Below are 25059 nucleotides of genomic sequence, written 5' to 3'. Positions count from 1 at the left end.
TCGGCGTCGACCCGGTGGTCCTCGCCTCGTCGATCGTCATGCGCCTGCAGACGATCGTCTCCCGCGAAATCGATTCGGCGGAGCAGGCCTCGGTGACGGTCGGCGCGCTTCGGGCGGGCTCGCGCGCGAACATCATCGCCGACTCCGCCGAGCTGCTCATCGACACGCGCGCGTATTCCACGGACGTGCAGCAGCAGATCCGCGAGGCGATCGAGCGAATCGTGCGCGCCGAGTGCGACGCGTCGAAGTCGCCGAAGGAGCCCGAGTTCGAATACTACGAGCACTACCCCATCACCGATAATGACGCCGACGTCACCGGTCGCGTCCGCGCCGCCTTCGACGCCTACTTCGGCGAGAAGTCCGGCGAGCTCGGCCGCGTGCCGGCGTCGGAGGACTTCTCGATCGTCCCGGACTCGCTGGGCGTGCCCTACACGTACTGGGGCCTCGGCGGTTTCGCCGATACCTCGCACGCGGTCGGCAACCACGATCCCGCATTTGCCCCGGACATCTGGCCTACGCTCGACCGCGGCGCGGAGGCGATCGTCGTCGCCGCTTGTGCCTGGCTCGCCTGAGACGCCTCCACTACAGGCGCAGAGTCCAGCGCCCTCCGCGTCCGCGGAGACCGAGCGTGTGCCCGGGCCCGGCGTCAATACGGAAGAACGCCTGCGCAGGTGCGGACAGGCAATGGATGACGGCGGCGCGCAGCGTCGACGGGTGGGCGATGATCACCGCCGAACCCCGCCCGTCGCCGCCGAGCGCATCGAGCGCGGCGCAGATCCGGGCGCACGCTGCGGAGACGGTTTCGCCGCCGTGGCCGCAGAATTCGGGATCGGTGTTCCAGGCAAAGAGGTCGTCAGCGGGAATCTCGCCCACTCCCCTCCCCGCCCACGCGCCGAGGTCGATATCGGCGAACGCTTCGTCTGTTCGGCAGTCGACGTAGCCGAGAAGCTCGGCGGTCTGCTCCGCGCGCAGCTCCGGCGCCCGCAGCACGAGCTGTTCCGCAGATTCGCGTGGCGGTTCCCCGGAGACAGCGAGGCGCTGCGCCGCCACTCGACCGGCGCGGCTGAGCTCATCGCCGGGCACGGCGAAGCGCGCGGCATGCGTCGCCTCGGTCGCCGCGTGCGCGATGAGCGTCAGCCGGAAAACCACGCTGGCTCGCCTCCGCTTACGCTGCTGCGACGACTTGCTCGCGCGGCGCGATCCCGCGCAGGGAGTCGACCTTCTTCGCCGCGAGCGTGAGGCCGCCGGCGATCGAGGTGAAGATGATCGCCTGCGCGATGAGCAAGTAGAGGCGGAACAGGTAGAGATCGTCGGCGTTGAAGCCCTCCAGGATGATGTGCCCCTCGGCGTCAACCACCGGTCCTGGCGTTTCGAACGGGGACCCGTTTCCGGCATTGGCATCGAGGGAGCCGAGCTGCGGCATGGCGGCGTAGACGATGATCATGCCCACGACGACGACACCGGCGGCGGCCCACATCGACCCCGCACCGAGGCGGGCGCGCAGCTTCTGGCGGACAAACACGCCGACGACCACGACAACGGCGCTGAGCACGATGAGCAGCAGAAACAGACCGGTGCGGGCCTCGATCGTCTCGTCGTTGCCCACTGCCGGCGGGTTGGCCGGGTACTTCAGCGAGGGAAGCAGGTAAAACACGGCGAAGGCCAAACCGGTGACGGGCAACGCGTAGCGCCCCGCGGCGGCGCCGGACCGGTAGTGCATCCACAGCGCGAAGATCACGGCGGTGATTCCGCCGAGCGCGAGGCCGAGCACAACCATGCCGGTGCCTGCGCCGATGCCTTCCTGAATACTGCGGGTGAACAGTTCGTCCTCCCCGCCGTGCGAGTGGCCGCCTGCCTCATGGGAATGCGCGAGCGCCTCCATCGCCTCGCTGCGCGCCTCCTCGTAATCGATGGCGCGGCCGATGATCGGCTCGGCCATGAAGTACATGAAGATCCAGGCGATAAAGCCGCCGATGGCGCCGTAAAGTAGACCCCGCAGGGCCAGGATTTTTTCCATGGAATTGTCTTTCGCTCGTGTGTGTCGCGGGGCGTGACTAGTGGCAGGGGAACCCTGCGAAGTGGCGCGCGTCGTGGACGTACTCGTGGATGTGCGTGTCGGAGCCGAAGACCGACACCGCTCCCTGGTCCACCCCGACGAAGTAGTACGCGAGGATGCACAGCGCGAACACGCCGATGAGGATGAGCGAAGACTTGACGTCGGCGCGGGCGATGGCGACGTCCTTGGTTCCGGCCGAGGCGGTGGCGCCCTGCGAACCGGCAGAACTGACTGAGGTCATGATCGTTATTCTCCTTACCGGGTTACGCGCCCGGAACGTGGATGGGATTCGATCTCGGGGACACCAGCTCTGGCTCGGCCCGTGGGCCTTACAGTGGCGCGACCGCCCTCGATTCGCACGAGGTTCCGGCGCCCTGAGACTTCTTTTAGTTAGCCGCGAGAAATGCAGTTGGCAACAGTCGGACCACTTACGCGGTCGCCGATGTGCGCGGCCACCCATTCGATACGCGCCGGCGCAAGCTCAAGGAACACGAGCCGGGTATGACGTCGGAGGTTCTCGCTATCCTGGCCCAATGAGCTCCTCCCCCGGAACATTGACTTTCGGCCGCCCCGTGCCCGGCGAACCGCTGTTCGTCGTGGCCGCGCGGGCGGAGGCCACGGCCTTCGACCATGCGCTGCCGGTTCTTGTCACCGGCATCGGCAAGATCCGCGCCGCCGCCGCGCTCGCCGCGTGCCTCGCGGCATACGAGTCCGCGGGCGGCCTGCCGAGCGCGGTCGTCAATATCGGGACCGCCGGAGCGCTCGGAGACCACATGCTCGGGGTCCACCGCGTCGAAACCGTGCTTCTCCACGATTTCTCGCACTCCGCCGTCAGGAAGATAACCGGCATGGACGAGTATCCGCCGCTGCACGTGGGACCGCGCGACGCCGAGGGCACGGCTGCCGCAGAGCCCGGCACTGGTGTCGTACTCGCGACCGGCGACACGTTCGTCGCGGATTCGGCGGTGCGGGATGCGCTTGCGCAGCAGGCGGACCTCGTCGACATGGAGGGCTACGCCATCGCGCAGGTTGCCCATGATTTCGGTGTACCGGTTGAGCTGATCAAACACGTGAGCGACTCCGCCGACGAAACATCCGGGGACGTGTGGGCAGGCAGGGCCGCCGAGCTCGCCGAGGAAATAGCGGGGCACGCGCGCTCGCGCGCTACGCGATAGGCCGCTCGCCTCCGCGAATATTGCATCACCGCAATGTTCGCCGGTTCGCCGAGAGCACACCACGGCGCGCCCCAGCGGTGGCATCGTGGACGGTAGGGCGCTCGCGCGCAAAGTCATGCGGGCTCCCAGAGAACCTCAAGGAGCGTGCACAGCGATGAACCCAGGGACCAATCCAGGCTCGGCCGGCGACGGAGACTTCGGTGCCGGCGCGAACTACGGTGGCATGCGTTTCACCGGGATCAGCTTCGGCGGTTTCGGTAACCTCCGCGATTCAGGCGCCCTCGGCGGACGGGCACAGCAGTTCCTGCGTCATTCCTGGAAGCTGCTCCTCGGGCTCGGAATCACGAGCCTGATCGCCGGGCTACTCCTGCTCGTCTGGCCCGGCCAGACGACCCTCGTCGTCGCGCTACTATTCGGCATTTACCTCATCGTCGCAGGCCTGGGTCAGATCGGCGTCGGATTCGCGCTCAATTTCTCCACCACCGCGAAGGTACTCACCATCGTCGCCGGCGCGCTCTCGCTCATTGCCGGGATCCTCTGCGTGGCCAATGGGGACATGGCGATCAGCCTGCTCGGCGCATTCCTCGGCGTCATCTGGCTCATGTTCGGAATCGCGCGCCTGGCAACGCTCCCCCGCCCCGGCTTTACCGGCCGCACCATGGCACTCATCTCAGGCATCGCCTCGATCATCGGCGGACTTGTTCTGCTCGTCAGCCCGATTGGTTCGGTGCTCGTGCTCGCGATGGTCACGGGCGCATTCATGATTGCGCTCGGCGTGCTCACCATCGTTCAGGCGAACGCGCTGCGCAAATCGCTGCAACGCTTCTAGCTCTGCTTGGAACTGTCTGGCAAATAAGAAACTCCGCCGTCATACCCGAAACAATTCGCGGGATGACGGCGGAGTTCGCTTTACGCTCGGACCTTGCCGAGGCGCCTTCTTACTTCTCCTTGAAGGGGAAGCCGATGTGGCGCAGGAGGGCGCGGCCCTCGTCGTTGTTCGTCGCGGTGGTCACGACGGTGATGTCCATGCCGCGGGGGCGATCGATCTTGTCGATGTCGATCTCGTGGAACATGGACTGCTCGCTGAGGCCGAAGGTGTAGTTACCGTGGCCGTCGAACTGCTTGCCCGAGAGGCCGCGGAAGTCACGGATACGGGGAAGCGCGACCGTGGTGAGACGGTCGAGGAATTCCCACATGCGGTCGCCACGCAGGGTGACGCGCACGCCGATCGGCATGCCCTCGCGCAGCTTGAACTGTGCGATCGACTTGCGGGCGCGGCGAATCTCCGGCTTCTGACCCGTGATGAGGGTCAGGTCGTTGATCGCGCCGTTGATGAGCTTGGCGTCACGGGCGGCGTCGCCGACGCCCATGTTGACGACCACCTTCGTGATACCGGGAACCTGCATCACGTTGGTGTAGGAGAACTCGTCCTGCATCTTGGTGCGGATCTCGTTCTTGTACTGCGTCTTGAGACGCGGGATGTACTTTTCGGGAGCGGTCATGGCTTACAGGTCCTTCCCGGTCTTGCGCGAGATACGGACACGCTTGCCGTTCTCGTCGGTGCGGGTGCCAACACGGGTCGGGGTACCGTCGGCGTCCACGACCATCACGTTCGAAACGTGGATCGTGGCCTCCTGGGTAACGATGCCGCCCGAGGATGCGCCACGCTCTGCTGCAGAGTCGGCGACGTGCTTCTTGATGCGGTTAACGCCCTCGACGAGGACACGCTCGGCCTTCGGGTAGGCCTCGATGACCTTGCCCTTGGCTCCCTTGTCCTTGCCGGAGATAACCAGCACGGTGTCTCCCTTATGTACCTTCATTAGAGCACCTCCGGAGCAAGCGAGACGATCTTCATGAAGCGCTTCTCGCGCAGCTCGCGGGCCACGGGGCCGAAGATGCGCGTTCCTCGCGGATCGTTGTCGTTCTTGATGATGACGGCGGCGTTCTCGTCGAACTTGATGTACGAACCATCGTTGCGGCGGCGCTCCTTGGCGGTGCGCACGATAACGGCCTTGACGATGTCGCCCTTCTTGACGTTGCCACCGGGAATGGCGTCCTTGACAGTGGCGACGACGACGTCACCAATGCCGGCGTAGCGGCGCTTCGAGCCGCCGAGGACACGGATGCAGAGGATTTCCTTCGCACCGGTGTTGTCGGCGATCTTCAGCCGCGATTCTTGCTGAATCACTGGAGATACTCCTGACTGACCTAGCTATATGGAATGTGCACCGGATTACCGACCCGAGTACACGCGGTCATTGCCGCCTGCGGACACACCTGTATCGGGACGTCGCAGACAACTTCTCAATATTAGGGCTCGCGGGGGTGCATTCCCAAATCGATGCGACTTTTTCAGGGTCCCCGGGTTAGTCTCCAAAGAACACATTTTAATAACGATTTAATTGTTGACAGTTATCTCGTTCATGTCGGTCGCGAAAGGTTACCTCGGATAATGGCTCGAACTGCCCGCAAGTCCATGGCCCGAACTTTAGGAACATCTGCATTGGCCACCGTCGCCGTCGGTGCGCTGGTCGCGACAACTGTCGGGTCCCTGGGCGCATCCGAGGCATCGGCGCAGTCGAGCAATTCTGGGGACTCGCTCAATCTCCCGCCGCTGAGCTCCGGCCCTGCAGGCTCGGTCGAGTCCGCCGAGACCATCGCCCGGTCCAGCCTCGGGCTGATCGCCAACGGTTCCCTACTGAATGAGAACGCGCCGACCCTCGCGCCGTTGTCGACTGGTGTTGCGCCGCTGAGTACCGCATCGATGTCCGGCCCTACCGGCAGCCTGGTCACTCCGGCGCTCATGGGCTCGACCCTTGCGATGTCGCTCATCCCGGTTGGGTCGCTCGCCTCGGGCACACAGATTCTCGGCACCGTTCTCGGCCCGGACGCTGTGACGCGTGGCGTCGGCTCGCTCACGGGCCCGGGCTACGCCGTACCGAAGCCGGATCCAGAAATTACCAAGACCGAGGTTCTCAACAAGAAGGACGAGACCAACCCCAACGTTGACGGCGGTCTCCAGGTCTGGACCGTGACCTCGAAGACCATGCAGCGCAAGGTCGATGTCGAGGTCTACCTCCCCACCGACGAGAAAAAGCGCCAAGACGCCAACGTCCTCTACTACCTCGACGGCGTCGACACGCTCAATCCCTCGGGATTCCGCACGCTGACCAGTGGACCGAACCGGGTTCGCGACGCGAACGTCATCGGTGTCGCGCCGACGGGTGCGCCAGGTTCGAACTGGACCGAGTGGAACGAAGACGACCCGCACCTGGGCCGAAACAAGTGGGACACCTTCCTCACCGAGGAATTCCCGGAGATTCTCGACCAGCAGCTCGGCGAGAACAAAGACCGCAAGTACGGCGTGACCGGCGTATCCATGGGCGCGGGCTCCGCGCTCCAGGTCGCCGCCGCCAAGCCGGGCTTCTTCGCCACCGCAGGCGGCGTATCCGGCTGCTACAGCACGACCACCGACCTCGGCTACGAGACGCTCCGCCTTAGCATCGAGACCCGCGGCGGCAACATGACGAACATGTGGGGTCCCCGCGGTTCGCAGCAGTGGCAGGATCGCAACCTCCCGGATCACGCCGACAAGCTGGCCGGCACGAAGGTGTTCATGTCCGCGGCGACCGGCGCCATCGGCGCCGAGGACGCCAAGCGCTACGGCAGCGACCCCGGCGTGCTGTTCTCCGGGTACGTGCTCGAGGCGGGCACCCGCGAGTGCACCAATGAGATGGATTCGGCACTCAACGCCGCCGGCGTTGATCACGAGACGTTCCTCATGCCGACCGGCGTGCACAACTGGTCGACGTTCACCCCCGGCTTCGACAAGGCTATGGACTACATGCTCCCGCTGCTCGCGCAGGAATAGTCCTCGGCGCTGAGCGCCCACACGAAAGCCGCCGCCCACAAATTGTGGGCGGCGGCTTTCGTTAATGCTGCGGGAGTACTCGTCAGCGACGGAACGTCGACGGGCGCGGCACGTTACGAAGGTTCGAGCGGGCAAGGTCGATCATCCGACCGACGCCACCCTCGAGGACCGTGCGGGAGGCGGCCCTTGCGAAGCCGCTGACCTGCTCGAGCGAGATCTCCGGCGGGATCGACAGGGCGTTCGGATCCGTGACGACGTCGACGACCGCCGGACCGTCGTGCGCAAGTGCCTTCTTGATTGCGGGACGGATCTCCTCCGGCCGGGTAACTCGGAAGGACTCGATACCGCATGCCTTTGCGATAGCGGCGAAATCCACCTCCGAATGATCGGTCCCCCGGTCCGGGAATCCCTCCACGAGCATCTCGAGTTTGACCATGCCCAGCGAGGAGTTGTTGAACACGACCGCCTTGAGTGGCAACTCGTGGAGCGACACGGTGAGCAGCTCGCCGAGAAGCATAGACAGTCCGCCGTCACCGCACATCGCCACGACCTGCCGTTTCCGGTCAGCCGCTTGCGCACCGATGGCCTGCGGCAACGCGTTGGCCATGGTTCCGTGACGCAGCGAGGCCATCAGGGTGCGGCCGGGCCCCGGGGTGATGTAGCGGGCGTGCCACACGTTGCACATTCCGGTGTCGGCGGTGAACACCGCGTCGTCCGAGGCTTCCTCGTCGAGGATGCGGGCGACGTATTCCGGGTGGATGGGCACCATGTCCTCTACGTTTGTCGTGTAAGCCTCGATGACGTGCTCGAGGTTGGATGCGTGCTTCTTCAACATCGAGTCGAGGAAGGACGAATCGTCCTTGGCGTCGATGAGCGGGAGCAGCGCGTCGATCGTCGCGCCGACATCGCCGTGGATCGGATAATCAACCTTCGTGCGCCGCCCGATATGTGCGCCGTTGATGTCGACCTGGGCGGTCGGGATGTTCGGCAGGAACTCGTTGTACGGGAAGTCGGTGCCGAGAAGGATGAGCAGGTCGGCTTCGTCGAAGGCCTCGTCGCAGGAGCCGTAGCCGAGAAGACCGGACATTCCGACGTCATACGGATTGTCGTACTGCAGGTACTGCTTGCCGCCGTATGCGTGCCCGACCGGGGATTTGATCTTGTCCGCGAGCGCGTAGACCTGCGCGCATGCATCCTTGCACCCGGCACCGCCGAACAGCGTGACCTTCCGGGCGCCGTTGATCGCTTCCGCGAGAGCGTGGAGTTCCGGGTCTGCCGGGACCGCGAGCGGCACCGTCGTGGTGTAGCTGGAGCGCAATTGCGGCTCGTCCTGCGCGGGTTCCTTTGCCAGATCTCCGGGGATGACGAGTACGGACACGCCTCCACCGGCGAGAGTCGATTGCAGCGCGTTGTGGAGAATGCGGGCACCCTGTTGCGCGGAGTTGACCATCTCGCAGTATCCCGAGCACTCCTGGAACAGTGCCTCCGGGTGGGTCTCCTGGAAGAACTGGGAGCCGATCTGCAGGCTGGGAATGTGCGAGGCGATGGCGAGGACCTTGGCGCCGTTGCGGTGCGAATCGTAAAGGCCCTGTACGAAGTGGGTATTACCGGGTCCGCACGAGGCGGCACAGACGGCGAGCTTCCCGGTGACCAGGGATTCGGCGCCGGCCGCGAAGGCCGCAGCCTCCTCGTTGCGAACGTGCACCCACGTGATCGAGGAATCGGCAAGGGCGTCGACAATCGGGTTGAGGCTATCGCCGACGATCCCGAAGATCCTCTCCACTCCCTGCGCTTCGAGAGTCTCGACGAGCTGCTTGGCGTAGGTCTTGGCCATGGGCGTCCTTCCGGGCGTACGTTGTGCCGCGGCGATAAACTTCATGCCGCGGTGGGGTCTATCCCCAACCTACGCCTTACGCGCCCGGTGCAGGAGAGCTCCGATTGCGGCGCCCTCGCGGACACGGGTGCTGTCGAAGGCTGGTTCCCCCTTCGGCGCCTCGCCGACCTGAATATAGGCCGGTGGATTTGCTGGGGGTCGACTAAAGGTCCTCGCTTTTTGGGATTCGGAAGCGGATCATGGGGATACACCTTCCGGCTAGAGAAAAGGGAGGACCGGATGAACACCATGAACAAGGTCGCCCGTGTGGACGTGTACACACCTCGCGATGAGAACGAGTTGGTCGTTATCGCGATCGAGGCGGGCACGGCTGATCGATCGTTCGAGATCCGCGCCCCATATCAAGCTGTCTCCGACTACATCGTCGTGAACGCGGAAGGCGTCCTCGTCGATGGAGGAATCGTGAGCTTCGGCCTCGACGACCGCACTCTCACGTTCGAGTTCTCCAAGGCCGCAGCCGACGAGCTCGGCATGCCTCGATCGATCACTCTTGAGGTCGACGGCACGGAGGAAGAAATCGCCTCGGCGAGCACATGGATCACCGAAATGCTCGACGATGTAGAAGCTCGAACGGCGTGAGGGCATAAGAAAAAGCTCCCTCCGACGTCATCACATTGATGACGGCGAAGGGAGCCTAATCTAACCCGGACTGCAGGCACGAGGCCTGCGGTGCCGTTGCCTTACTACTTGGCGCGCTCGATAATCTCTACCAGGCGGTAGTGCTTCGAGGCGGAAAGCGGGCGGGTCTCCATGATCCGCACGCGGTCGCCGATGCCGGCGTCGTTGGTCTCGTCGTGCACCTTGACCTTGGTCGTGCGACGCATGATCTTGCCGTAGAGGGCGTGCTTGACGCGGTCCTCCAGCTCGACCACAATCGTCTTCTCCATCTTGTCGGAGACGACGTAGCCAATGCGCACCTTACGAGCGTTGCGCTCTTCAGTGGTGGTCATTTTCTCCTCGCTCATTAGCTCTCACCCGGCTCCGCCGACAGGCCGAGCTCGCGCTCGCGCATGACGGTGTAGATACGGGCAATGTCGTGGCGCACGACCCGCAGGCGACGGTTGTTGTTCAGCTGCCCGGTCGCAAGCTGGAAGCGCAGGTTGAACAGCTCTTCCTTGGACTCCCGCAGGCGCTCGGTGAGAGTCGCGGCGTCGAGCTCGCGCAGCTCGGGGGCGGTGGTTCCGCTAGCCATTAGAACTGCTCCTCTCGCGTAACGATACGGGTCTTGCAGGGGAGCTTGTGCTGCGCGCGGCGAAGCGCCTCGCGAGCCGTCTCCTCATTCGGGTACGTCATCTCGAACAGGATGCGTCCGGGCTTGACGTTCGCGACCCACCACTCGACGGAACCCTTACCGGAGCCCATTCGGACTTCGGCCGGCTTCTTGGTGAGCGGACGGTCCGGGAAGATGTTGATCCACACCTTGCCACCACGCTTGATGTGGCGGTTGATGGCAATACGCGCGGACTCGATCTGCCGGTTGGTGATGTAGGCGGGCTCGAGAGCCTGGATGCCGTAGTCACCGAAGGTCACCTTGGTGCCACCCTTGGACTGTCCCTTACGGGACGGGTGGTGCTGCTTGCGGTGCTTGACGCGCTTCGGGATAAGCATTGCGTCTAGCCCTCCTTGGTCTCGGCCGGGGCCTGCTCCGCGCTCGACTTCGCGCGGGCGGTCTCGGTGCTCGTGGCCGTGGTGCCCTGGGCACCGCTGCGGCGCGGGCGACCGGCACCGCGCTCACGGCGCGGACGGTCGTTACGGCCACCGGCCGGCTGGTTGTACTGATCCGACTCGCGGCGTCCGCCGACGACATCGCCCTTGTAGATCCACACCTTGACGCCGATGCGACCGAAGGTCGTGCGGGCCTCGAAGGTGCCGTAGTCGATCTCGGCGCGAAGCGTGTGCAGCGGAACGCGACCCTCGTGGTAGCGCTCCGAGCGGGACATCTCGGCGCCGCCGAGACGACCGGAACACATGACCTTGATGCCCTTCACCTGCGGCTGACGCATGGCCGACTGGATGGCCTTGCGCATCGCGCGACGGAAAGCAACACGGTTGGCGAGCTGCTCCGCGATTCCCTGAGCGACGAGCTGTGCGTCGGCCTCGGTGTTCTTGACCTCGAGGATGTTCAGGTGAACCTGCTTGCCGGTGAGCTTCTCCAGCTCGCCACGGAGGCGATCGGCCTCGGCGCCGCGGCGACCGATGACGATACCCGGGCGGGCCGTGAAGATGTTGACCGTGACGCGCTCGTCACGACGTTCGATCTCCACGTTGGAGATGCCGGCCCGCTCAAGGTTATTCGAGAGCAGGTCGCGGATCTTGATGTCCTCTGCGACGAACGACGCGTACTGCTTATCTGCGTACCAGTGCGACGTCCAGTTAGAGGTGATTCCCAGGCGGAAGCCGTGGGGATGGATTTTCTGGCCCACTACTGAGCACCTCCCTTACGGCCATTACCCTCGATCGCTTCGCGAGTGGTGACCTCGATGGTGATGTGGCTCGTGCGCTTACGCACACGGAAAGCACGACCCTGAGCACGCGGGCGGAATCGCTTGAGGGTCGGGCCCTCATCCGCGTATGCAGTGGTCACAACCAGGGTCCGGGGATCCAGGTTGAAGTTGTTCTCCGCGTTTGCGATCGCGGACTCGAGAACCTTGGCGACCGGCTCGGAAGCCGACTGCGGGGCGAAGCGCAGGATGTCCCGTGCTTCCTTGGTGCCCTTGCCGCGGATCAGGTCGACGACGCGGCGAGCCTTCATCGGCGTCACGCGAACGAACTTAGCGGTGGCCCGTGCCGAAGTACGGGCCTCGTTGGCGGTGGTTTCAGTGCTCATCGACGCTTCGCCTTTCGGTCGTCCTTGATGTGACCCTTGAACGTGCGGGTCGGCGCGAACTCTCCGAGCTTGTGGCCGACCATCGAGTCGGACACGAACACCGGCACGTGCTTGCGTCCGTCATGGACAGCAAAGGTGTGGCCGATGAAATCGGGCAGGATGGTCGAGCGACGGGACCAGGTCTTGATGACCTGATGCGTGCCCTTGTCGTTCTGAGCGTCCACCTTGGCAAGGAGGTGCTCGTCTACGAACGGACCCTTCTTAAGACTGCGGGGCATTCTGGTTTCCCTCCTTAACGCTTCTTACCGGTGCGACGACGACGGACAATCATGTTGTCGCTCGCCTTCTTGGGCTTACGGGTACGGCCTTCCGGCTGACCCCACGGGCTGACCGGGTGGCGGCCGCCGGACGTCTTGCCTTCGCCACCGCCGTGCGGGTGGTCGATCGGGTTCATGACGACACCACGGACGGTCGGGCGAACGCCCTTCCACCGCATGCGGCCGGCCTTGCCCCAGCTGATGTTGATCTGCTCTGAGTTTCCGACCTCACCGAGGGTGGCGCGGCAACGGACGTCGACGCGACGCATCTCGCCGGAGGGCAGACGCAGCACTGCGTACTGGCCTTCCTTACCGAGGAGCTGGACGCCGGCGCCGGCAGAGCGGGCCATCTTGGCGCCGCCGCCCGGGCGCAGCTCCACGGCGTGCACGATCGTGCCTGCCGGGATGTTACGCAGCGGGAGGTTGTTGCCGGTCTTGATGTCCGCGCCAACACCGGACTCCACGATGGTGCCCTGCTTGAGGCCACGGGGAGCGATGATGTAGCGCTTCTCGCCGTCTGCGTAGTGCAGGAGGGCGATGTTCGCGGTGCGGTTCGGGTCGTACTCGATGTGAGCGACCTTGGCCGGCACGCCGTCCTTGTCATTACGACGGAAGTCGATGACGCGGTAGGCGCGCTTGTGGCCACCGCCCTTGTGGCGGGTGGTGATCCGGCCGTGGCCGTTGCGTCCGCCGGACTTGCTCAGCGGGCGAACGAGCGACTTCTCGGGCTCGGTGCGGGTGATCTGGTCGAACGTCGAAACGCTCGAGCCACGACGACCGGGGGTCGTCGGCTTGTACTTACGGATAGCCATTCGTATCTCGTCCTTAAGCTACTTACGAGCCGGTTCCACCGCTTACGCGGTGAGCCCCGGGATCTCGATGGGCTTGCTGTCGGCCGCGAGGGTCACGATGGCGCGCTTGGTGTCCTTGCGCTTGCCGTAACCGAAGCGAGTTCGCTTGCGCTTGCCCTGGCGGTTGGCGGTATTCACAGATGCGACCGTGACACCGAAGATTTCCTCGATGGCGATCTTGATCTGCGTCTTGTTGGAAGCCGGGTCCACGAGGAACGTGTACACGTTCTGCTCGAGGAGACCGTAGGCCTTCTCAGAGACGACCGGGGCGATGATCACGTCCCGGGGATCGGCGACGGTGCTCACTTGGCAGCCTCCTTAGCGGACGAGCCGGCGAGCTGGCGGTTGGCCTGCTCGACGTAGGCGTGGAAAGCCTCGACCGTGAACACGACATCGTCGGCGTTAAGCACGTCGTAGGTGTTCAGCTGGTCCGGCGCGATCGGATGAACGTTATCCAGGTTCGCCACGCTCTTCCACGCGGCGATGTCCTCGCGGCCGACGACCAGAAGGGTCTTCTTCCGCTCGGAAAGGGACGCCAGCAGCTTGCGCACACCAGCCGTGGAGGGCTTCTGGCCCTCAACGATCTCGGTGAAGACAAAGAGGCGATCGTTGGCGACACGGTCGCTCAGCGCGGAGCGGAGTGCGGCGGCGATCATCTTCTTCGGGGTGCGCTGCGCGTAGTTGCGCGGCTGGGGTCCGTGCACGGTGCCACCACCGGTGTAGTGGGGTGCGCGGATCGAGCCCTGGCGGGCGCGGCCGGTGCCCTTCTGGCGGAACGGCTTGCGGCCACCGCCGGCGACGTTGCCGCGTGTCTTGGTGGCGTGCGTGCCCTGGCGAGCCGCGGCAAGCTGGGCCACGACGACCTGGTGCATGAGCGGCAGGTTCGGCTCGACGCCAAAGATGGCGGCCGGGAGCTCAATCTTGCCGTCCGTGCTACCCGCAGGGGTACGCACATCGAGGGAAAGGTTCACGGCATTCTCTGTTGCGGTCATGCGTGAGCACCGCCCTTCACTGCGTTGCGAACCGTCACGAGGCCGCCGTTGCGGCCCGGGATAGCGCCCTTGATAAGGAGAACGCCTGCGTCGGCGTCAACCTTGTGGAGCTTGAGGTTCTGGGTGGTCACTCGGTCGTTGCCCATACGGCCGGCCATGCGCATGCCCTTGAACACGCGTCCCGGGAAGGAAGCGCCGCCGATGGAACCCGGCATACGGTGCGTCGCCTGGTTACCGTGGGAAGCACCCTGACCGGCGAAGCCGTGACGCTTCATGGTGCCGGCGTAGCCCTTGCCCTTGGAGGTGCCGGTGACGTCGACGAACTTGATGTCCTCGAAGATGTCGACACCCAGCTCCTGGCCCACCTCGTAGGCAGAAGCTGCCTCGGCGGACGGCAGACGCAGTTCGGACACGTGACGACGCGGCGTGGCGCCGGCCTTCTCGAACTGGCCCGTCTCAGGCTTGTTGACGCGACGCGGGTCGATGGCGCCAAACGCGATCTGAATGGCGTTGTAGCCATCGATTTCTTCGGTACGGATCTTGGTCACCACGCACGGACCGGCCTTGATGACGGTCACCGGGACGACCCGATTGTTCTCGTCAAAGACCTGGGTCATGCCGAGCTTGGTGCCCAAGAGGCCCTTGATCTCGGAATTACTCATTGTTTACTGTCTCCGCTGCACAGATAGGTCGGCGAATAAATCACTGGATGTTGACGTCGACGCTGCCCGGCAGGTCGATTCGCATAAGTGCGTCCACGGTCTTCGGCGTGGGATCGAGAATGTCGATCAGACGCTTGTGGGTGCGCATCTCGAAGTGCTCGCGCGAGTCCTTGTACTTGTGCGGCGAGCGGATGACGCAGTAGACGTTCTTCTCGGTGGGCAGCGGCACCGGGCCGACAACACGCGCACCGGTACGGGTCACGGCATCAACGATGATGCGTGCCGACTTATCGATGGCTTCGTGGTCGTAGGCCTTGAGCCGGATGCGGATCTTTTGTCCCGCCACTTGGTCCTCTTCTTCTCCCTGCCCCGGATTCCCGAGAGCAGATGTTTGGTCCTTTGTTGTCGTGGCCGAATCGATGTGGATTCCCAATCGACTCGACAACGCCAGGTTCATCGGTGCTTCGTCTTGGGTGAACCGCTTGCCGTGACGCAGACACAAAGTCAGCAAAGTCGAAGGATCTCCCCAGAGGACGCAGCAAAAACCTTGTGTGGCACCCTCCGAAGAGAGATAACCAGTGGTTCTCACCGATCCGCTGCCGCTGTGAATGTGTCACGACTTGGTCCACGCGGTCGGGCGTGTCGCCTTCCCGCTTTTGCGGCAAACGAAATTCCTAGGAGTTTCGTCTGCTACTCGTCGTGCTCGCCTCGCCATCGTGCCCGGCGAACGTCCGTTATGGACGCACGCGTATGGGTCACCATGTCGAGGCAACTTGATTAGTATGCACCAGCCGCAGATCGAGGGCAAATCGGCCCAAGTCCGGATTGTGTGGCGTTGCTCTCCCCTAATCGCATTCCCGTCGCCCGTTGCTTTCCGAGTTTCACGTGCGCGCGCGAGTGACTGAATTGCAGTGCATGGTTTCCACATTCGCAGTAGTGTCATAGACAAGGTCTCCTGGCGCAGCCAATGTGCGGCCAGCTAACCTCGTTGGTCCGAAATATGTACTCCCACAGTCGATCTCCCAAGGAGTTCAGATCATGGCAAGTAATCAGAACGCAACCGGCTCGCAGTCGAGCGGCGCGAATGCGGACGCAGGGAAGGCCGCCTCGGCGTCAGCTTCCGAGGGGACTCTCGACACCACCCGCGGCAGCACCACGATCGCCGACGTCGTCGTCTCCAAGATCGCCGGAATCGCCACGCGCGAGGTTGGCGGCGTGCATGACGTCGGCGGAGGCGCTGCTCGCATGGTCGGCGTTCTCCGCGAGCGAATCCCCGGCGCACGCACGAATGTCAGCCAGGGCGTCTCTGTCGAGGTCGGCGAACGCCAGGCCGCCGTCGATGTCAGCCTCATCGCCGAGTACGGCGTAGCGATTCACGAGCTCGCCGAAGCTGTCCGTCAAAACATCATCGCCGCGGTCGAAGGGATGACCGGTCTTGAAATGACCGAAGTCAACGTCGAGATCACCGACGTCTACCTCCCGGGTGAGGACGACGAGGACGACGATGCCGATCAGCAGAAGACTCAATCGCTCGAAACCCGCTCGCGGGTTCAATAGTTTCTGACCAGGTGAATCGACAGTCGAAATGACCCACCCACACCACTCACGCAACACCGGCCAGGTGCGCCGCGTCGTCACGCCCGCGCAGGCCGGCCGGCTGTCCGTGTCAGGAGCGAGCGGCGCACCGGCAGCCTCCAAGGTGCGCACTCCGGCGCAGGCGAACGCCGAAGCGGCCCACCAGGCGGCTGACACGATCGCCGCAGTACCGGGAATAGTTCGCGTGATCAGTCCATTTCTGTCCTCGCATTCGCCTAGTTCTGTCGGCGATCACCGCATCGAGGTCCGCGGGGGCACGCTCCGCGCGTCCGTCGTCATTGATGGGCAGCGATCCATCCCCGATGTCGAGCGGGACGTGCGGTCGGCGATTGCGCGCCAGTGGGAGGGCGACCTCGATTTGGTGTTCGCCGATCTCGAGCTTCCGGGCGAACAGGCCGAGGACGAGTAGTCATGGCCGCACAGCGAGACAGCTCCGGACGGGTGCCGAAGGACGAAGCGGCGTACCGCAGGGATCGGCGCGCCGCGGTCCTCGCCCACCATCCGGATCACGGCGGATCCGCAGATGCGTTGATCGAGGCGCTCGAGGAGGTCGACCGTAAGCACGGCCTGACCCCAAACCGAGACAAGGCAAAGGCCGCGTCGGAGCAGTCGTTCGACCAGGCGCTTGCGGTCGTCGTCACGGCCGCAGCCGGAATCGTGGCCGTTGGTGCATCGTTGGCCCTGTCGATAGCGTCGCGCAAGAGATAGCCGCTAAGAAGAATTAAGAGACCATGTTGAAAGCACCGGGAGAGACCATGAAATACACCGCAATCTGCGTGGTGATCGGGCTTTTGCTCGCGATCGCCGGCATAACCGGCGGAGTCGGCGGCTTCCTGTTTGCACTCCTGCTCGCCGCCGTCGGTGGCGTCGCCGGAGCGCACCTCGACGGCCTGATCGATCTGTCCGCGGTGATCCGCGGGCGTGGCCGTGGATAGCCCGACGGCCGGCGCCGACGAAGGAACCAACTGGGACGTCGAACGGCCGGCGACCGAGAGGGGATCCACCGAAGCCTCAACCCGTTCGCTTCGGCGAGTGGTGAGGCAGGCCGCACTGTCGGTCTCCGGATCTGTCGAGCACACGTCCGGACTCAATCGGCTCACCGGCCGCTCGTATCCGCGCGTCGAAGTCGACAGCGGCCGGGACCGCGTCAGCGCGGAAGTTCATATCGCCGCGGCCTGGCCCGCCCCGGTTACACAGCTCGCTGCATCCGTCCGCGGCGCCATCCGTGAGGTCCTCAAGGCACACACGGCCGCCGAAAGCATCCAGGTCGACGTGCACGTCGGAGCGGTCGTACCGGGCCAGACGGTTCTCGACGACGTTGCCCTGCCGCTTCCCGAGCCGGTCACCTCCTCTCGCCTGACCCCGAGGCCGGCGGAGGTACCCAGCCGCCACGCGGCGGCGCCTCCCGTCGCACCCCGGCCGAAGCAGCTGCACACACCGGACGTACCCGAGCAACATTTCCGTTCGCCGCGTGTCCCAGCACCTGCGAAGGTTGCATCGGTGTCCGCGCCGACGCGCTCCCGGGTAGACGTTCCGTCTGCCCCGCAGCGTCCGTCACTGCTTGTCCCGCAGCCTCCGATCCCCATGCCTGTGCGGCACCCCACCACCGATCTCGCCCAGGAGCGACGCCGCGAAGGGGGAAGGAAATGAACGACGACTCCACAACCGCGCCCGATCCCGCAGCGACGGGTGAGGACAGCCATATTTCCTTCACTCCCGGGGGAAAGATCGGACAGACGTCGACGGTCTTCACCAACGAGGAGCTCGCCACCGCGCCCAACGCCCTGAAGGTTGGCCGCGAGCCGAGGCGAGCGCCCTCCGCCAGGCCCGTACTGGTGCTCCTCTCCCTCGCGCTGCTGGGGCTGGCCGTTTTCGCCGGATACGAGCTGTACGCGACCTTGCGCGAAGGCTGGACCCCAATCCTCGGTCCCTGGGTCGAGAACGGGCTCGATGGACCGATGTCCTGGCGGCCGCTCCCCTGGGTCGCCGGAGCCGTCGCCGTGCTCGGGCTACTCATGTTGATTTCCGCGCTCCGCCGTCGTCAGCGCTCCCACGTCGGATACGGCGAGGACTCTGCACTCTGGCTGACCCCGACGTCGATCGCCCGGCTGTGCTCGCAGCATGCCGGCCGCGTCTCCGGGGTCACCGGATGCACCACTGTCGTCGGCCGCAAGAAGGTCGTGGCCAACGTGCATGCCGGAGGCCGAGACCTATCGGACCTGGAGTTGGCCGTCCGGCAGGAACTCGCGCCTATCGTCGGCTCGCTCGCGGGCAACAAGACACTCGTCGTTCGTACTCGGGGAGGTGAGAACCGATGACCACTCGCGCTTCCGTCCTCACTCGGTTGACCGTTATCGTCTTTTCTCTGGTCATTCTGGTGGCGGGTCTCGCGGTCCTTGCGTGGCATTTCGACGTGGCCGATATTCGGGACCGCCTCACCGGTGGGCCCGTGCCCGACGTCACCGCGTGGCCGGAGGCCAAATGGTGGCCTTGGGCGCTGGGTATCACATGCGCGGTCGCCGCAATCGTCGCGCTCACCAGCTTGCTCGGCCTGGCCGCGCGGCACGGTATCGGCACGTGGGTTCTCGACGGCGCCTCGCCGTCGGGAGAGCTGAGTGCCGACGTCCACGCCGTCGCAAGCGCCAGCGCGCAGTCCTTCACCCGCATCGAAGGAGTCCGCAAGGCGAGCCATCGGGTTCACGAGCGCGAAGGCGTGCCCACAATGGAGATCACACTTCGCTGCGCTCCTTCCGTGGCGCTGGACCGTGTCGAAAAGGCTGCCCGGATCAACGGCGCGGTGCTCGCGAAGTCCTTCGACAAGCCGCACCTGGCGCAGCGCGTGTTCGTCCGGATCGAAAAGGCCGCGCGCGAGCAGTAGCAGAGGCGGCGGGCCGCTCTACCCGGAGAACGTCCCGAAGAGCAGGCTCACCGTCATCGCCACCACTACTGCGTTGAACATGAACGCGAGAAGGGCATGGGTGCGCATAGCGTTGAGTACGCTCCGCGATCGCACCCGTGCTTGAGGCCCCAGGAACGTCGAAACGAAGACCGCGTGGGAGAGGAAGTCCCCGAAAACGGGCTGCTCGTCGAAAGGGAAGTCCACCACCTCTCCGGCACCGTGCTCGCGCATGTAGGTCAGCGAATATGAATAGGCCATGAGCACCCACGAGCCGGCTGCGACCGCCAGGCCCAGGAAAATGTAGATCGGATCCTCGCGGCTGTACCCGTTCTGCGCGAGTATGACGACGAGCGCCGTGGCCACCACCCCGCCGAGCACGGTCCAACCCGCCGGATCGGTAGACCCGACCCACGAGTGCCACCATTTCTTGTCCGCCCGCGCCTTCGATCGCGCGGTCTCCAGGAATTCGTCCGGCCCCATTTTCGCGAACACCCGATGCGTGAGCCCGCAATAGATCGCGCAGAACGCGACCCATCCCGGCAGCACTAGCTGGATGACGTAGTCGGGCACGCCGGGCCAGCCCTCGTTTTCGCCGTCGGCTATTCCACCGTCGTTGAGCCTTACGGCGAAGAACACCCCGGCACATACGATCGCCAAAACCGCGGAGATGTTTTGTCGCCAATAATCGTTGGTAATCGACGGTAGGAATCTGCGTATCCGCGAAAAGTCAGCAGGCATACGTTCATTGTGCCCAGGATGACAACGCTTCAGGGCGCCTTCTCGACACGTGCCGAGAAGGCGCCCTGGAGAACGTTGCTCAACGATTCCCGCGGGAACTATTCGCCGTTACAGACCACCGAGCAGCAGATGAAGAAGGTCGCCGACGATACCGACAAGTCCAGATACCAAACCCATGGGGAATCCTTTTCGTAGTTCGAAACGAAGGGCCGAATTACCCTCCGCGACAGGGCTCCTCGTGAGGATCTCCTCCCCGAGGAACACTGTCGAGGTTATGGGCCTGCTATTACGTCGCCGGGTCGTCGGCGAAAAGAATACTTTGCGGCCGAAGCAATTTCGGTAATCCGCCGTTAACAGCTGTTCGTTCAGGCACCGGCGTAGGAACCGATGCACCAGGCGTTTCCGTCGAAGTCGACGAAGGAGAAGTCGATTCCGCCGTAGGGTCGGGATTCCGGCGCCGACTCGACCTTGGCGACATCGTTGCCCATTCCGTCGACCACCGCGTGGAGTCGGTGGACCTCCGCATCGTCCGCGGTGACGAGGTACAACATCGCTCCCCCGGTGCGGTCCCATATCGAGCCGTCCCCTCGGGCGCTGCCGAACATGAGGCCGCCGGTCTCGCGCCACCGGTATTCCGCATGCACCACACGTGCTGCGTCGTTGTCGTCACGGACGAGGAGGCGTTCGGCGAATCCGAGTGAGTCGAGAAGGCCGATCATCGCCTCGGCGTCGGAGGTCTGGAATGAAGGGAACACTGTGGGCGAGTACGTAGTCATGTCCCTAGTATGCGCGCCCTCCCTGCGGAAGGTCTTGAAGAATTGGGAACGGCCTCCCGACGGACAGGCTCGGGGGGAGCCCGGCGATTTTTGCCCATTCGCGGCTCAAATGCGCCTGGTCCGCGTAACCAGCAGCGATCGCAGCCTCGATGAGCGCCGTGCCAGATTCGACCAGGTCGCGGGCGTGGCAGAACCGCAGAATCTGAGCCTCCTCTTTCGGCCCCAGGCCGAACTCGCCTCGGAACCCAGCGAGTAGGGTTCGGCGGCTGACGCCCACCGACGAGGCGATCTCCGATACTCGCGCCTGTCCTCGCGAACGGTGGAGCAACCACCACGCCTCCGCCGCCGCGCTACCGGCGATGCCGAGGCCGTCCCCGAGCGAGGAGCGCGGCACACATTTCGCGACGCGGTCCCGGAGGAAGCCCCGCAGTACGGTCAAGCGCGATTCCCACCTCGGTGTTTCGGCGATTCGAGAGCAGAGGGCGGCGAATTCGCCATCTCCGAGCATGTCGGCGGTGACGAGCTCGCGCGCAAGTTCTCCGCAGGGCATACCGAATACCGCACGGCATCCCAATGGGGTCAAAGCTATCTGGATCCCACGCTGTATCCCGTGAGTGCGAACGAGAGAAGGCGTGGTGTGAAGCCCGGCGACGAGGACGGGAAACGTATTCGAGGCGTCGGTTCCCGCCCATCCGATATCGAAGGGCTCGTCAATGGAGATGAGGACCGTGACCGCCCCGCTGGGGACACCGAAATGGATCGATTCCTCGGGCACGGCGAGATCGAAGGCCTCGATCCGTTCGACGTAGCCGCCAAGGTCTGCGGCGGCGGTATCGAGCGCGAACATCACGGAATCACCTCCGTACAGCGTGGAAGCCATTATTCTCCACAGCCCTTCCGAAAGCGACCAATACCTCTGACGCCGGAGACGCCGCGCACCCGGCAACGGTGCGGGTGCGCGACCGCCGCTTCTAGACGCGCGCTTCTCTCCGGGCTTTGCGAACGAGCGCAATTGCGACGTCCAAAAGTACGAACGCAGCCAACGAGATCCCGAGAAGAGGGAATGCGACGCACAGCCCGGCAACGCCGATCGCGGCGACCGTCGTCATAACGGGTCGCGCCTTCGCCAGGCGGAGCAGCGCCCCTGGCCGTGGCATTGCGGGCAGGGCGCCTTCGCGCGTGGGCCGGCGCTTCCACCACATCGCGTAGCCACGAATGACGATGAGCACGAGGGCTCCAGCGACCGCTGCCAGCAGCAACTGGTTGGCGAGGCCAAAGAGGAACCCCATGTGCGCGCGGATGCCCCAGTCGGAGAGTTTGGCGGCGAGCGGATAGTCGGCGAAATCGAGTCGTTCGACGACGTCCCCGGTCCGCGGGTCCAACGCGGCGGAGCTCGGTCCGTACGCGTAGGAGCGTCGTGTTTCGGTCGCCGTCCACGCCTCCCCCGGACCGGCGGGTGGTGCCAGCTGGATCGGATCGGCAAGGCCTGCCGAGACCGCCCCGGCGTGAATGTCGTCGATCGTCGCCTCCCGATGGTCAGCTTCGCCCGTGGCCATGTGACCTGTGTGGCCGCCGTGCGCCGCGCCGCCGCCATGAGCCGCGTGTTCCCCATCGCCCGCGGAAGCGTCCATGGTCGGGGTCGTCCAGCTCATCGCGGCGCGAAGATCGGAGATGTTGGCGCCCGCGTAGGTGGACCAGGTAAGTCCCGTCGCAGACAGTCCGAGGAACCCGATCGCGGCCCAGGCGCCGAGCACCGCGTGCTTCGCCCGGACTTCAGACCTCGTGCCACGGCGGGCTGTGCGGTCCACCGACGACCGACGAAACACGGACGCTCGGCTCTGGCGGCGTTGATCCCACCAGATGTAGAGGCCGAAAAGGGTGATGGGCGCCAGCCAGGAGGCGGCCAGTTCGGAGTAGAGACGTCCGGGCTCGCCGAGGTGGAGTCGGCGGTGCATTTCCGATAGCCACGTTCGGAGGGGCAGGGCCTGTCCGCTGCCGTACTGAATTGACTCGCCGTCGACGTTGCCCATCGCCGGGTCGACAAAGGCGACGCGGGTGTACGACTCGGACTCGAGACTCGGGTCGTCAAACAGGATGCGGGTGTTCTGACCGCCGGTTCCCGGGATCACGGAATTGAGTTCCAGCCCGGGAAAAACCTGGCGAGCTGTCGCGACTTGCGTGTCGAGTCCGACGTTATGTTCGGATGAGGACGCGGTTGTCAGGTCGTGATAAACGACCTTTTCGATCGACGGCGACAGGGCGTAGAAGAACCCGGATACTGCGGCGATCAGGAGGAACGGGCCGATGAACAGGCCCGCGTAGAAGTGGACGCGCCTGGCGAGGGCGCGAAGGGCCGCCCCGGCACCGTCGGTCGTGTGTTGTGCCTGCGGAGTCGTGGCGGTGGGTTCCGGAGCTTTTTCCGGATCCGCGAGTGGACGCGCGGAATCGATGTGGGTCATGTCGAGCTTTCGTAGTCGACCGCGTGGCATCCGGCGACGCGCTTGAGGCGAGCGCACGACATCATGGGAGCGCTCATGCCTTGCCGCCGCGCATGCAACGCGGTGGTAAATGAGGAAGACAGCGCCCGGGCAGGAGCCTTCGGGCAAGGCCAAAAGTCCTCCCAGAATGAATCATTGTCCGGAAGGATTGCGGAGTTCTACGAAAGCGCGGGCGGCGCCCTACCGCCGAGGACGACGAGGAAGGGCTCTTTCGGCGCCGACACGCGGGTCTCGCGGGGCGCGCGCGTGGACGGTGGGGTGTCGGGAACGATGATGCGCAGTGCGACTTCGAGCACCGTGCCTGCGGCACGGCGAAGTCCTCGAAGCCCCGCGGTAACGAGCCACGCAGTGACGACAGCGGCGAAAAGGTGAGCGAGAGCCATGCCCGTGCCCATACCGGTCACGTGCCCGAGAACCGCGTCGTGGAAAGACCAGCCCGCGCCGTCCTTTGCAATGACCGCTGCGTGATGGTGACCCGCGTGGCCGTCGGCAAGCTTGGAGGTCGACGCTCCATGCACGCCCGCGTGATGGGACGGGGTGACGAGGCTCAACGAGATATGTGCAGTGAGCTGTCCGAGAATCCCCGCACCCAGTAGAGCCACGGGCCCGTGTGCGAGGCGGTTCACGGCGAGCGCGAGCGGAGTGAGGGAAAGCCCCGTGACGATCAGTCCACCAGGGCCAGGGGCAGCTCCCCCGGCCTGCGTGTGAGCGACGATCGACGTCAGGAGGCAAAAGAGCAGGAGCACGATTCCAGGAGACGCTTCGAATCCCGTGTCGGCTGCTGGGCCGCGGTCTCGAAGAGACGACGGAAGGAAACGCACTCGGTCCTCCTCGTCGTGTTGGCCAAGCCGCGAAACTACCTGAGGCAAGCATATAAAAGCCCAGCGGCGATGCCCTGCGGCGCCCCTCGAAAAGAAATGACAAGAGCCCCCTCTCCCCGTGCGGGGAAAGGGGGCTCTCTAGGCTCCCTGAGGAGCCTCAGTGCCTCACAAGACAGTCAAGAAAACTTACTTGACGATCTTGGTGACCTGGCCGGCGCCGACCGTACGTCCACCCTCACGGATGGCGAAGCGGAGGCCCTCGTCCATGGCGACCGGCTGGATGAGCTCGACGCTCATCTCGGTGTTGTCGCCCGGCATGACCATCTCGGTGCCCTCGGGGAGGGTAACAACACCGGTCACGTCAGTCGTACGGAAGTAGAACTGCGGACGGTAGTTGTTGAAGAACGGCGTGTGACGGCCGCCCTCGTCCTTGGACAGGATGTAGGCCTGGCCCTCGAAGTTGGTGTGCGGGGTGTAGGCGCCCGGCTTGATGACGACCTGGCCGCGCTCGACCTCTTCGCGCTTGAGACCACGCACGAGGAGACCAACGTTGTCGCCGGCCTCGCCGTAGTCGAGAAGCTTACGGAACATCTCGATGCCGGTGATGGTGGTCTTGGTGGCCTTTTCCTTGATGCCGATGAGCTCGACATCCTCGTTCACGTTGATCTGGCCGCGCTCGATACGACCGGTAACGACGGTGCCACGACCGGTAATCGTGAACACGTCCTCGACCGGCATGAGGAACGGCTGATCGGTGGCACGCTGCGGGTCCGGGATGGACTCGTCGCAAGCCTCCATGAGATCAACGATCGACTTGGCCCACTTCTCGTCGCCCTCGAGCGCCTTGAGCGCCGAGATCTGAACGACCGGAGCCTCCTCGTCGAACTCCTGCGAAGCGAGGAGCTCACGGACCTCCATCTCGACGAGCTCGAGGAGATCGGCGTCGTCGACCATGTCGCACTTGTTGAGCGCGACGAGGATGTAAGGAACGCCGACCTGGCGCGCGAGCAGAACGTGCTCGCGGGTCTGCGGCATCGGGCCGTCGGTGGCGGCCACAACGAGAATCGCGCCGTCCATCTGGGCAGC

At 64.7% G+C, this 25059-nt stretch carries 37 protein-coding genes; 13 read left to right on the top strand and 24 right to left on the bottom strand.

What is annotated here, in order from left to right:
• Positions 1-572, top strand: a 572-nt coding sequence (locus tag K8V11_RS09055; protein WP_303912996.1) for a M20/M25/M40 family metallo-hydrolase, incomplete at its 5' end; no start/stop codon positions are given.
• Positions 573-582: 10 nt separating this feature from the next.
• Here the strand turns inward: K8V11_RS09055 and K8V11_RS09050 are convergent.
• From K8V11_RS09050 to K8V11_RS09040, 3 genes are read right to left on the bottom strand one after another with little or no spacing between them, the layout of a single operon-like run.
• A complete protein-coding gene (locus K8V11_RS09050) occupies positions 583-1149 on the bottom strand; it encodes a histidine phosphatase family protein (RefSeq protein ID WP_303912994.1) in 567 nt (188 codons plus the stop codon).
• A gap of 16 nt (positions 1150-1165) precedes the next feature.
• Positions 1166-2017: a CbtA family protein gene (locus K8V11_RS09045; RefSeq protein WP_303912992.1), complete on the bottom strand. Its 852-nt coding sequence runs from the start codon at positions 2015-2017 to the stop codon at positions 1166-1168.
• Positions 2018-2054: 37 nt separating this feature from the next.
• A complete protein-coding gene (locus tag K8V11_RS09040) occupies positions 2055-2297 on the bottom strand; it encodes a CbtB-domain containing protein (RefSeq protein WP_303912989.1) in 243 nt (80 codons plus the stop codon).
• Between the two features lie 292 nt (positions 2298-2589).
• Here K8V11_RS09040 and K8V11_RS09035 point away from each other — a divergent pair, with 292 nt between their 5' ends.
• The gene (locus K8V11_RS09035) at positions 2590-3231 is read left to right on the top strand and encodes a nucleosidase (protein WP_303912986.1); all 642 of its coding nucleotides are present in this window, start codon (positions 2590-2592) and stop codon (positions 3229-3231) included.
• A gap of 154 nt (positions 3232-3385) precedes the next feature.
• Positions 3386-4060, top strand: a complete 675-nt coding sequence (locus tag K8V11_RS09030) for an HdeD family acid-resistance protein (protein ID WP_303912984.1) — start codon at positions 3386-3388, stop codon at positions 4058-4060.
• A gap of 109 nt (positions 4061-4169) precedes the next feature.
• On the opposite strand, the gene rplE is transcribed toward K8V11_RS09030, so the two are convergent.
• The 3 genes from rplE to rplN are packed head-to-tail and all read right to left on the bottom strand — an operon-like array spanning position 4170 to position 5419.
• On the bottom strand, positions 4170-4733 hold the full coding sequence (gene rplE, locus K8V11_RS09025; RefSeq protein ID WP_303912982.1) for a 50S ribosomal protein L5: 564 nt from the start codon (positions 4731-4733) through the stop codon (positions 4170-4172).
• A gap of 3 nt (positions 4734-4736) precedes the next feature.
• Positions 4737-5051, bottom strand: a complete 315-nt coding sequence (gene rplX, locus K8V11_RS09020; RefSeq protein WP_303912980.1) for a 50S ribosomal protein L24 — start codon at positions 5049-5051, stop codon at positions 4737-4739.
• On the bottom strand, positions 5051-5419 hold the full coding sequence (rplN, locus tag K8V11_RS09015) for a 50S ribosomal protein L14 (protein WP_303912978.1): 369 nt from the start codon (positions 5417-5419) through the stop codon (positions 5051-5053). Before rplN ends, rplX begins: the two co-directional genes overlap by 1 nt.
• A gap of 315 nt (positions 5420-5734) precedes the next feature.
• On the opposite strand from rplN, the gene K8V11_RS09010 reads away from it, so the two are divergent.
• Entirely contained in the window at positions 5735-7102 is a 1368-nt protein-coding gene (locus tag K8V11_RS09010; RefSeq protein ID WP_303912976.1) for an alpha/beta hydrolase family protein, read from the top strand.
• An 82-nt stretch (positions 7103-7184) separates the two neighbouring features.
• Here the strand turns inward: K8V11_RS09010 and K8V11_RS09005 are convergent, their stop codons facing one another.
• Positions 7185-8936, bottom strand: a complete 1752-nt coding sequence (locus K8V11_RS09005) for a pyruvate dehydrogenase (protein ID WP_303912974.1) — start codon at positions 8934-8936, stop codon at positions 7185-7187.
• 279 nt (positions 8937-9215) lie between these two features.
• Between K8V11_RS09005 and K8V11_RS09000 the strand changes: the two genes are divergently transcribed.
• The gene (locus K8V11_RS09000) at positions 9216-9575 is read left to right on the top strand and encodes a hypothetical protein (protein WP_303912972.1); all 360 of its coding nucleotides are present in this window, start codon (positions 9216-9218) and stop codon (positions 9573-9575) included.
• Between the two features lie 104 nt (positions 9576-9679).
• Here the strand turns inward: K8V11_RS09000 and rpsQ are convergent, their stop codons facing one another.
• From rpsQ to rpsJ, 11 genes are read right to left on the bottom strand one after another with little or no spacing between them, the layout of a single operon-like run.
• Entirely contained in the window at positions 9680-9961 is a 282-nt protein-coding gene (gene rpsQ, locus K8V11_RS08995; protein ID WP_303912955.1) for a 30S ribosomal protein S17, read from the bottom strand.
• Positions 9961-10188: a 50S ribosomal protein L29 gene (gene rpmC, locus K8V11_RS08990; RefSeq protein ID WP_067475844.1), complete on the bottom strand. Its 228-nt coding sequence runs from the start codon at positions 10186-10188 to the stop codon at positions 9961-9963. Before rpmC ends, rpsQ begins: the two co-directional genes overlap by 1 nt.
• On the bottom strand, positions 10188-10604 hold the full coding sequence (rplP, locus tag K8V11_RS08985) for a 50S ribosomal protein L16 (RefSeq protein ID WP_067475841.1): 417 nt from the start codon (positions 10602-10604) through the stop codon (positions 10188-10190). Before rplP ends, rpmC begins: the two co-directional genes overlap by 1 nt.
• A gap of 5 nt (positions 10605-10609) precedes the next feature.
• A complete protein-coding gene (gene rpsC / locus K8V11_RS08980) occupies positions 10610-11419 on the bottom strand; it encodes a 30S ribosomal protein S3 (protein ID WP_067475838.1) in 810 nt (269 codons plus the stop codon).
• On the bottom strand, positions 11419-11823 hold the full coding sequence (gene rplV, locus K8V11_RS08975) for a 50S ribosomal protein L22 (protein ID WP_303912951.1): 405 nt from the start codon (positions 11821-11823) through the stop codon (positions 11419-11421). The genes rpsC and rplV overlap by 1 nt, the downstream gene beginning before the upstream one ends.
• Positions 11820-12101, bottom strand: coding sequence for a 30S ribosomal protein S19 (gene rpsS, locus K8V11_RS08970; RefSeq protein WP_067475832.1), 282 nt, complete (start codon positions 12099-12101; stop codon positions 11820-11822). Before rpsS ends, rplV begins: the two co-directional genes overlap by 4 nt.
• Before the next feature lie 14 nt (positions 12102-12115).
• Complete coding sequence (gene rplB, locus K8V11_RS08965; RefSeq protein WP_303912948.1) at positions 12116-12952, bottom strand: 50S ribosomal protein L2; 837 nt, start codon at positions 12950-12952, stop codon at positions 12116-12118.
• Between the two features lie 42 nt (positions 12953-12994).
• Complete coding sequence (gene rplW / locus K8V11_RS08960) at positions 12995-13297, bottom strand: 50S ribosomal protein L23 (protein ID WP_067475826.1); 303 nt, start codon at positions 13295-13297, stop codon at positions 12995-12997.
• Positions 13294-13983, bottom strand: coding sequence for a 50S ribosomal protein L4 (rplD, locus tag K8V11_RS08955; RefSeq protein ID WP_303912946.1), 690 nt, complete (start codon positions 13981-13983; stop codon positions 13294-13296). The genes rplW and rplD overlap by 4 nt, the downstream gene beginning before the upstream one ends.
• Positions 13980-14645, bottom strand: coding sequence for a 50S ribosomal protein L3 (gene rplC, locus K8V11_RS08950; protein WP_303912944.1), 666 nt, complete (start codon positions 14643-14645; stop codon positions 13980-13982). The genes rplD and rplC overlap by 4 nt, the downstream gene beginning before the upstream one ends.
• A 40-nt stretch (positions 14646-14685) precedes the next feature.
• Positions 14686-14991 carry a 30S ribosomal protein S10 gene (gene rpsJ, locus K8V11_RS08945; RefSeq protein ID WP_067475988.1) on the bottom strand — a complete coding sequence of 102 codons (306 nt, stop codon included), beginning with the start codon at positions 14989-14991 and terminating at the stop codon, positions 14686-14688.
• Positions 14992-15683: 692 nt separating this feature from the next.
• Between rpsJ and K8V11_RS08940 the strand changes: the two genes are divergently transcribed.
• Genes K8V11_RS08940 through K8V11_RS08910 form a run of 7 tightly spaced genes read left to right on the top strand, consistent with a single transcriptional unit; the run spans position 15684 to position 19119 of the window.
• Positions 15684-16202 (top strand): Asp23/Gls24 family envelope stress response protein, encoded by a 519-nt coding sequence (locus K8V11_RS08940; RefSeq protein ID WP_303912942.1) that lies wholly within the window; start codon positions 15684-15686, stop codon positions 16200-16202.
• 28 nt (positions 16203-16230) lie between these two features.
• Positions 16231-16650 (top strand): hypothetical protein, encoded by a 420-nt coding sequence (locus K8V11_RS08935; protein ID WP_303912939.1) that lies wholly within the window; start codon positions 16231-16233, stop codon positions 16648-16650.
• A 2-nt stretch (positions 16651-16652) separates the two neighbouring features.
• On the top strand, positions 16653-16949 hold the full coding sequence (locus K8V11_RS08930) for a hypothetical protein (protein WP_303912938.1): 297 nt from the start codon (positions 16653-16655) through the stop codon (positions 16947-16949).
• 47 nt (positions 16950-16996) lie between these two features.
• A complete protein-coding gene (locus tag K8V11_RS08925; protein ID WP_303912937.1) occupies positions 16997-17176 on the top strand; it encodes a DUF2273 domain-containing protein in 180 nt (59 codons plus the stop codon).
• The gene (locus K8V11_RS08920; RefSeq protein ID WP_303912935.1) at positions 17169-17891 is read left to right on the top strand and encodes an Asp23/Gls24 family envelope stress response protein; all 723 of its coding nucleotides are present in this window, start codon (positions 17169-17171) and stop codon (positions 17889-17891) included. The genes K8V11_RS08925 and K8V11_RS08920 overlap by 8 nt, the downstream gene beginning before the upstream one ends.
• The gene (locus tag K8V11_RS08915; protein ID WP_303912934.1) at positions 17888-18559 is read left to right on the top strand and encodes a DUF6286 domain-containing protein; all 672 of its coding nucleotides are present in this window, start codon (positions 17888-17890) and stop codon (positions 18557-18559) included. Before K8V11_RS08920 ends, K8V11_RS08915 begins: the two co-directional genes overlap by 4 nt.
• Positions 18556-19119, top strand: a complete 564-nt coding sequence (locus K8V11_RS08910; protein ID WP_303912932.1) for a hypothetical protein — start codon at positions 18556-18558, stop codon at positions 19117-19119. Before K8V11_RS08915 ends, K8V11_RS08910 begins: the two co-directional genes overlap by 4 nt.
• An 18-nt stretch (positions 19120-19137) precedes the next feature.
• On the opposite strand, the gene K8V11_RS08905 is transcribed toward K8V11_RS08910, so the two are convergent.
• The gene (locus K8V11_RS08905; RefSeq protein ID WP_303912930.1) at positions 19138-19878 is read right to left on the bottom strand and encodes a DUF1345 domain-containing protein; all 741 of its coding nucleotides are present in this window, start codon (positions 19876-19878) and stop codon (positions 19138-19140) included.
• 18 nt (positions 19879-19896) lie between these two features.
• On the opposite strand from K8V11_RS08905, the gene K8V11_RS08900 reads away from it, so the two are divergent.
• Positions 19897-20073 (top strand): hypothetical protein, encoded by a 177-nt coding sequence (locus tag K8V11_RS08900; protein ID WP_303912929.1) that lies wholly within the window; start codon positions 19897-19899, stop codon positions 20071-20073.
• A gap of 170 nt (positions 20074-20243) precedes the next feature.
• On the opposite strand, the gene K8V11_RS08895 is transcribed toward K8V11_RS08900, so the two are convergent.
• From K8V11_RS08895 to K8V11_RS08875, 5 genes are all read right to left on the bottom strand, one after another.
• Positions 20244-20654 carry a glyoxalase/bleomycin resistance/extradiol dioxygenase family protein gene (locus K8V11_RS08895; protein ID WP_303912927.1) on the bottom strand — a complete coding sequence of 137 codons (411 nt, stop codon included), beginning with the start codon at positions 20652-20654 and terminating at the stop codon, positions 20244-20246.
• A 4-nt stretch (positions 20655-20658) separates the two neighbouring features.
• Positions 20659-21534 carry an AraC family transcriptional regulator gene (locus K8V11_RS08890; protein ID WP_303912925.1) on the bottom strand — a complete coding sequence of 292 codons (876 nt, stop codon included), beginning with the start codon at positions 21532-21534 and terminating at the stop codon, positions 20659-20661.
• A gap of 91 nt (positions 21535-21625) precedes the next feature.
• Complete coding sequence (locus K8V11_RS08885; protein WP_303912923.1) at positions 21626-23113, bottom strand: PepSY domain-containing protein; 1488 nt, start codon at positions 23111-23113, stop codon at positions 21626-21628.
• 197 nt (positions 23114-23310) lie between these two features.
• On the bottom strand, positions 23311-23898 hold the full coding sequence (locus K8V11_RS08880; RefSeq protein ID WP_303912921.1) for a hypothetical protein: 588 nt from the start codon (positions 23896-23898) through the stop codon (positions 23311-23313).
• 261 nt (positions 23899-24159) lie between these two features.
• Positions 24160-25059, bottom strand: a 900-nt coding sequence (locus K8V11_RS08875; protein ID WP_303912919.1) for an elongation factor Tu, incomplete at its 5' end; no start/stop codon positions are given.

It is taken from the genome of Dietzia timorensis, from assembly GCF_020742175.1.
Lineage (GTDB): Bacteria > Actinomycetota > Actinomycetes > Mycobacteriales > Mycobacteriaceae > Dietzia > Dietzia timorensis_A.
The sequence above is the reverse complement of the archived record's forward strand: the minus strand, read 5'-3'. Positions and strand labels throughout refer to the sequence as shown.